Here is a 7,059-nt window from a genome sequence, read left to right on the forward strand (position 1 = left end):
CTATATTGTTAGTTTTAGTTTAAAAAGTTTCCTTAGGTAAACTTTTTGTTAGTAATATAGTAGACTACATTGGATGATGCTGTCAATTAGTACTTTAAAAATATTCATTTAATTTTAGAATTGTTCCAATTTATTTAGTTGTACTAAAAAATATTACTGAAATTCTTTTTTATGTGCATAAATTAGGCGTGTAAAAGTTATAAAATACAGCGGAATTGTAAATATAACTTTAACTAAAAAGGAAAAAGAGAGAAAAACATTTACATTGAATTTACATTGTTAAGAATAAATTTACATTGCAGCATAGTTAGTGTGGTTTTTGTTGGATTCTTTAACTGCAAATGTTGGGATTCATAGATTTTAAGGGTTATTATCGTCATTTACTTAAAATTAAAAATTGCTTAACACTCACATAATATTGTTGTCCTACAATGAATTTGTGTTCGAAAGAAAATGAATTCGAAAAGTGATAATCCAAATGGGGGTACAAGACATGGTTATGAAAAAAGGTATTAAATTCTCTTTAGCAGCTTTAGTGGTAGCAGGAGCATTAGTTGGGTGTGGAAAAGCAGAAGATACAACTAGTAAAGAAACTGCTAAAGGAAGCGATAATACAAAACAAGAATTATCGGGTACGATTGCAGCAGCTGGTTCTACAGCTCTTCTACCTCTTGCGGAGGAAGCTGGAAAGAAATTCATGGAGAAAAATTCAAAAGTTTCTATTCAAGTTCAAGGTGGCGGTAGTGGAACTGGGATTAACCAAGTAGCATCTGGTGCAGTACAAATTGGTAATTCAGATGTTCCGTCCGGAGATAAAATAAAAGATGCTGAAAAGGCGAAAGAATTAGTAGATAACAAGGTAGCGGGTATTGCATTCGCTCTTGTTGTAAATAAAGATGTAAAAGTTGATAACTTAACAGTGCAACAAGTACAAGATATCTTCACTGGAAAAGTAACAAACTGGAAAGAAGTAGGCGGAAAAGATGAAAAAATCAACGTAATTAATCGTCCAGCTTCATCTGGTACACGTGCTACATTCGAAAAAACAATTATGAAAGACGCGAAAATCAATGATGGAACTGGAACAACACAAGATTCTAACGGTGCAGTAGAGCAAGCTATCAATTCTACTCCAGGTTCAGTAAGCTATTTAGCAATGTCTTACATGGTGGGCGATAAAAAAGGTGCACTGCAAACAGTGAAAATTGATGGTGCTGATCCAAAAGTTGAAAACATTGCGTCTGGTAAATATCCATTCTGGTCTTACGAGTATATGGTAACAAAAGGTGAAGCGAAAGAAGCAACAAAAGCTTACATCGATTATGTAAAAGGTAAAGACTTTGAAAAGCAAGTAGAAGATATGGGCTACATTCCAATGTCTAAATTAAATAAGTAATCAAATTTATGGGGCTGGCTGCAAGGCCAGTCCTGTTCATTTCAATCTGTGAAGTGGGGTCTGTCCTGTGATGAAGGGGAAAAAACAAATTAATTACGTGAAAAGTGAATATATAGGAAGATCACTTGTTACGTTTTGTGGTATTTTTATTGTTTTAATTACATTAGCTATTATTGCGTTTATTTGTGGTAAAGGAATTCAATCTTTTACACAAAGTGGCATCTCGTTTACTGAGATGTTAACATCGACAAAATGGAATCCAAATGCTGATCAAGGATCTTTTGGGGCTTTAATTTTTATTGTAGGTTCAACAGTGGTTTCGTTAGGTGCGGTTATTATTAGTGCGCCAATTGCTATAGCTCTGGCTATATTCATGAATTTAATTTCGCCGAAGTTTGGAAATAAAGTATTGAAGCCTGTTTTAGAATTATTAGTCGGTATTCCGTCAGTAGTATACGGATTATTAGGGGTTACGATTTTAGTTCCGCTATTACGTGATTCGTTCGGGGGAGTGGGCTTTAGTTTAATTGCGGGTATCGTTGTATTAAGTATTATGATTTTACCTACTATTGCTAGTATCGCTTCTGATGCAATACGCTCTGTTCCATTTGATTATTTAGAAGCTTCTTATGGCCTAGGATCAACGAAATGGCAAGCAATTAGCCGAGTGATTGTTCCTGCTGCGAAAAAAGGAATTTTAACAGGTGTTGTTTTAGGTTTAGCACGAGCTTTTGGTGAAGCGCTAGCCGTTCAAATGGTAATTGGGAATACGATTAAATTACCAGAAGGAATATATAGTCCGACAGCAACGTTAACTGGTATTTTGACAATGGACATGACAAATACATTGAACGGAACTGCTTGGAATAATGCGCTATGGACTTTAGCGATGATTTTACTTGTTATTTCATTCCTGTTTATTTTAGTAATTCGAGCGATTGGGCAAAGAGGTGAGCGATAATAATGAATGCAAGAACGGTAAATAAAGTTTGGACGGGTATCTTTTATGCGGTTGCTGCTTTGGTCGTAGCTATGCTAGTGTTCTTAGTGTTTGAAATTTTACAAAAGGGATGGGGTTTTTGGGATCCTAATTTCTTGTTTGGAGAACCAAGTAATACAAGAGCTGGTGGTGGGATTGGTCCGCAGTTATTCAATTCCTTCTACATGCTTGTTATAACGCTTATTATATCTATTCCTCTTGGACTAGGTGCTGGAATATATTTAGCAGAGTATGCAAAACAAGGGCGCTTTTTAAATTTTGTTCGTTTATGCATTGAGACAATGGCGTCTTTACCATCTATTGTTGTTGGTTTATTTGGTTTGTTAGTGTTCGTTACAATGACAGGCTGGGGATACACAGTAATGGGTGGTGCTCTTGCTTTAACTATTTTAAACTTACCAGGTTTAACACGTGTTTGTGAAAATGCTATTTCAGAAGTGCCTCATAATATAAAAGAGGCAAGTCTTGGATTAGGTGCAACAAAGTGGCAAACGATCGTTCGTATTATTATCCCATCGTCATTACCGCAAATTATTACAGGGATTATTTTAGCGGCGGGGCGTATATTTGGGGAAGCGGCAGCATTAATTTACACAGCGGGTTTAACATCCCCGATTTTAAATTCAGCAGCGGACTTCTCGAGTCCTGCGCATCCTTTAAATCCGTTTAGACCAGCTGAAACGTTAGCAGTTCATATTTGGAAGTTAAATTCTGAAGGGTTTATTCCAGATGCGAAGTTGATTGCGACAAAATCTGCAGCTGTATTAATTATTATGGTATTACTATTCAATGTCATTTCACGCTTGATAGCATCTGTATTGCATAAGCGCTTTACAGGAACGAAAAGAAAAAGTAAAACGACGAAGAAGATAAAAGCGGCATAAGTTACAAAGGAGAACTCTCTATTTATAAGTAGAGGGTTCTTTTTGCGTTTTAATATAGAAGGAAAAGGCGTAGCGATTGTTGAATTTGTAATTCGTTATATGGATAAAGAGGTGAAAATGAGGGAGTGGATTTAATTTGTTTTTTCTGCAAATGTCAGGTTTTCCAGGGGCGGGAAAATCCACAGTTTCTAAGTATATAGCGAAGTTAACAGGTGCTATAATTGTAGATCATGACGTTTTGAAATCAGCATTGTTAAAATCACTAGAAGTGAAAGGTATTGAATCAACGATTGTTGGTGGACTTGCATATGATGCCGAATGGGCATTGATTGATTCTTATTTAGAACAAGGGCATAGTGTTATATTGGATAGTCCATGTTTATATGAGGGAATGGTTGAAAAAGGGATTAAATTATCAAATAAACATGGTGTGAAATATAAATATATTGAGTGTTATCTTAATGATATGGAAGAGATTAATGTGAGACTGCAAACACGTAAGCGTATGATCAGTCAAATTGAAAAAGTGGAATCGGAAGTAGGTTTTAAAAAGTGGTTAAATGGTAGTAAGAAACCTTTAAATAGTGAATATCTTATTGTAGATTCTAGTGAACCTCTAGAGCGGTATGCGGAAAACATGATAGATTATATGAGTAGATAGAGAAAAGGCGTTATCTTCATTCGTGAAGATAACGCCTTTTGGTTTTAAATATCGGGTGTTTCTGTAGAAGTGCTTATTTTTCTACGGGAGCGCCTTTTTCTCCCGATTTTATCTAATAGTTCATACATAACTGGAACGACTACTAATGTAAGAACAGTTGAGACTGCTAAACCACCGATGACAACTACGGCTAAACTTTTTGATACCATACTTCCTGCTTGCGATTGACCGAATAAGAGTGGTAGCATAGCGACGATTGTTGTTATAGCCGTCATAATAATTGGACGTAGTCTAGTAGAACCTGCTTCAAGTAAGGCTTCTCTCGTTTCCAGTCCGTGTTCCCGATTTTGTTGAACTCTTTCTATTAATACAATAGCGTTTGTAACGACAATCCCGATTAACATTAATGCACCGATTAAGGAATTTACATCAACAGGTGTTCGTGAAATGATTAATCCTAAAATACCACCGACAGCAGCTAATGGCAGGGAGAATAAGATTGCAAAAGGAGCGCGTGCTTGCCCGAAGGTGATAACCATAATTAAATATACAATCCCGATTGCAATCCCCATAATTTTGAATAGATCTGTAAAATTCTCTTGCATAGATTCAGTAGCTCCTGCGATATTTACTTTTGCACCGCTAGGTAAATCTAAGTCATTTATCGCTTTATTTACTTCTATGTTTACTTTACTTAAATCTTCATTTGAAGCTTCGGCGGTAATTTGAATTGTTTCTTTTCCGTCTTTATGGAAAATTTCTGTTTGTGTTTGTTTTTCTGAAATAGTTGCGATGTCTTTTAAAGGAATTGGTCCATTAATAGGTGATAGTATGTTTGTGTTTAAAATATCGTCTTGTTTATTCATGTTTTCCTTTTTGTGTTCTATCATAATAGTAGTTTTTTCATTATTAATTGTAATTTCGCCAATAGGCGATCTCTTCATAAGGAATGCTACTTGTTGCGCAGCTATTTCTGGTGTTAAGCCTAGTTGTTCAGCCTTTGTTTGATCAATATGAATTTGCCATTCTTTCTTAGAGTCTTCTAAATTCGTTTTTACTTTAGAAAGATTATCCATGCTTTTTAGTTTTGTTTCGACGATAGTAGCCGTCTCTTTTAAATTCGCTTCGTTAGTAGCTGTTATGTTAAATTGCAAATTGTTTTCGCCGCCAGAGCTTGAATAACTTGTTTTTATATAATCCAGTTCAGCAGGCTCGAAAGTTTTATTTTCTTTTTTTAACTCTTTAATATATTGATCGATATCAGAACCTTTTTTAAAGACTACAAATATACTGGCAAGGTTATTTTTAGTTGTTTGCCCCCATTGTGCATCTTCTGCGCTAGATCCCATTCGTAAAATAACGTCTGTTACATCTGAATTAGAAAGTAGTTTCTTTTCGAAATCAAATGCTTTTTGTTTTTGAGCTTCAGTATTATAATCGGCTGGAAATGTCATGTTAATAGATAACATTGTGTCGTCTTCCGATTTTATGTTTGCTTTCGGTAGTAATATATAGGCTGCGATTGATCCTACAAATAATAAAAAGGCAGTAAGTAGAATAAGGAATTTATGAGAAAGAGCCCACTTTAACGTAGCGACATATCTTGGTGAAGAACTTGGTTTTCGATGCTTTGTTTTTTTGAGTAGTAAAAAAGCCATAAGTGGAACAACTGTTAGTGCAACGATTAAGGACGATAGAATAGAATATACAACTGCTAATACCATAGGTAACATTAATTTTCCGATTGCTCCTGATACGAGGCCGATAGGTAAAAAAACAGCGACCGTTGTTAAAGTAGAAGAAGTAATTGCGACGGCGACTTCTTTCGTTGCATCGAGAATAATATCTTTAGAGAAAGAATCTTTTTGTAAACGGCGGAAAATATTCTCGATGACAACGATACTATCATCGACGAGACGTCCAACCGCAACAGCTAAACCACCAAGGGTTAAAATGTTAAGTGTGATGTTAGATTGATGTAGTAAAAAGAGTGTTAAGAAAATAGATAATGGAATACTGACAACAGCGATGAGTGTTGTTCGGAAGTTACGTAAAAAGATTAAGATAATTAGAGTTGCAGCGATTGCTCCAAGTATTACTTCTTTTCCCATGCTAGTAACAGCATTTTCAACTTGTTCATGGGTTGAGGCTAAAAGTTTAATAGAAAATTGATCTTTATATTGCTTATTTATCTCTTTAACTTTGTTATCAATCTCTTTTCCGATTGCAACTGCATTTTTACTTGGTTCTTTCATGATGATTAATCCTGTGCCTTCTTCTCCGTTTATATGTGAAATTGTATCGTAGTGTTGTTTGAGTTCAATTTGAGCAATGTCTTGTAATTTCACTTGAGGTGCTACAGTGATATTCTTAATGTCATTTGTATTTTTTATGTCCCCAATGACGCGAAGGTTGTATTCTTCCTGATTAACAGTAATTGCTCCAGCTGGAGTAGAAGTTTCTTTTCCTTGTAAAACAGTGAGTACCTGCTGTGATGTTACGTTTTTGTTTTTTAATAGATTCGGGTCAAGTACGATAGATAATTCAGAGGTTGATTTTCCGAAAAACATAACATTGGCAACACCATCAATACTTTCAAGTTGTGGTACGATTTCTTTTTCGATTTGTTTTTCATCGGCTTTTGAAAAACCGTTTTGTTTCTGGATAGTAATTTGGGCGAGTGGAATCATAGAAGTGTTTAATTGACTAACTACGGGCTTGGTTACATCTTTAGGTAATTTAATTGCATTGATGGCTTTTTCGACTTCGCGTGCTGCATCTTTCATATTTGCTTTGGACGTATACGCAATGTCGATGCGTGATAATCCTTCGTGCGTAGAAGAAGTGATGGTATCGATATGTTCCAAATTACGAAATTGTTTTTCGAGAGGGTCAGTTACGTCCTTTGTCATCGTTTCGGCGTCAAGTCCCTGAGATAAGGTTGTGACGGTGATTGCTGGATTATCGATACTTGGCAAAAATTCCATAGGTAATTTAGAGCCGGAATAAACACCGAGTATGGAAATGAGAAAAACCATGATGATAATGGCGGAGCGGTTTTTTAATGAAAACTTTGTTAACCTGTCCATAAAATAATTCCTCCATTGCTTTATTTATA

The 7,059-nt window shown here is 35.5% G+C and carries 5 protein-coding genes; 4 read left to right on the forward strand and 1 reads right to left on the reverse strand.

What is annotated here, in order from left to right; genetic code table 11:
* Positions 1-493 precede the first annotated feature (493 nt).
* The 4 genes from JFU02_RS23080 to JFU02_RS23095 all read left to right on the forward strand — a co-directional run bounded on the left by JFU02_RS23080 (position 494) and on the right by JFU02_RS23095 (position 3,941).
* The gene (locus JFU02_RS23080) at positions 494-1,396 is read left to right on the forward strand and encodes a phosphate ABC transporter substrate-binding protein PstS family protein (RefSeq protein ID WP_000245111.1); all 903 of its coding nucleotides are present in this window, start codon (positions 494-496) and stop codon (positions 1,394-1,396) included.
* Positions 1,397-1,466: 70 nt separating this feature from the next.
* Positions 1,467-2,357 carry a phosphate ABC transporter permease subunit PstC gene (gene pstC, locus JFU02_RS23085; protein WP_000676676.1) on the forward strand — a complete coding sequence of 297 codons (891 nt, stop codon included), beginning with the start codon at positions 1,467-1,469 and terminating at the stop codon, positions 2,355-2,357.
* Positions 2,358-2,359: 2 nt separating this feature from the next.
* The gene (gene pstA / locus JFU02_RS23090; protein WP_097820791.1) at positions 2,360-3,280 is read left to right on the forward strand and encodes a phosphate ABC transporter permease PstA; all 921 of its coding nucleotides are present in this window, start codon (positions 2,360-2,362) and stop codon (positions 3,278-3,280) included.
* Positions 3,281-3,416: 136 nt separating this feature from the next.
* A complete protein-coding gene (locus tag JFU02_RS23095) occupies positions 3,417-3,941 on the forward strand; it encodes a P-loop nucleotide/nucleoside kinase family protein (RefSeq protein ID WP_061668140.1) in 525 nt (174 codons plus the stop codon).
* A 44-nt stretch (positions 3,942-3,985) separates the two neighbouring features.
* On the opposite strand, the gene JFU02_RS23100 is transcribed toward JFU02_RS23095, so the two are convergent.
* A complete protein-coding gene (locus JFU02_RS23100) occupies positions 3,986-7,030 on the reverse strand; it encodes an efflux RND transporter permease subunit (protein ID WP_201071693.1) in 3,045 nt (1,014 codons plus the stop codon).
* Positions 7,031-7,059 lie beyond the last annotated feature (29 nt).

The organism is Bacillus sp. TH13 (assembly GCF_016651175.1).
In the GTDB taxonomy this organism is placed as follows: Bacteria; Bacillota; Bacilli; order Bacillales; family Bacillaceae_G; genus Bacillus_A; species Bacillus_A thuringiensis_S.

Bases quoted from the DNA above. Each gene is read 5' to 3' on its own strand.
- JFU02_RS23100 (WP_201071693.1), bottom strand. From the start codon at position 7,030: ATGGACAGGTTAACAAAGTTTTCATTAAAAAACCGCTCCGCCATTATC.
- JFU02_RS23080 (WP_000245111.1), top strand. From the start codon at position 494: ATGGTTATGAAAAAAGGTATTAAATTCTCTTTAGCAGCTTTAGTGGTA.
- pstA (WP_097820791.1), top strand. From the start codon at position 2,360: ATGAATGCAAGAACGGTAAATAAAGTTTGGACGGGTATCTTTTATGCG.
- pstC (WP_000676676.1), top strand. From the start codon at position 1,467: ATGAAGGGGAAAAAACAAATTAATTACGTGAAAAGTGAATATATAGGA.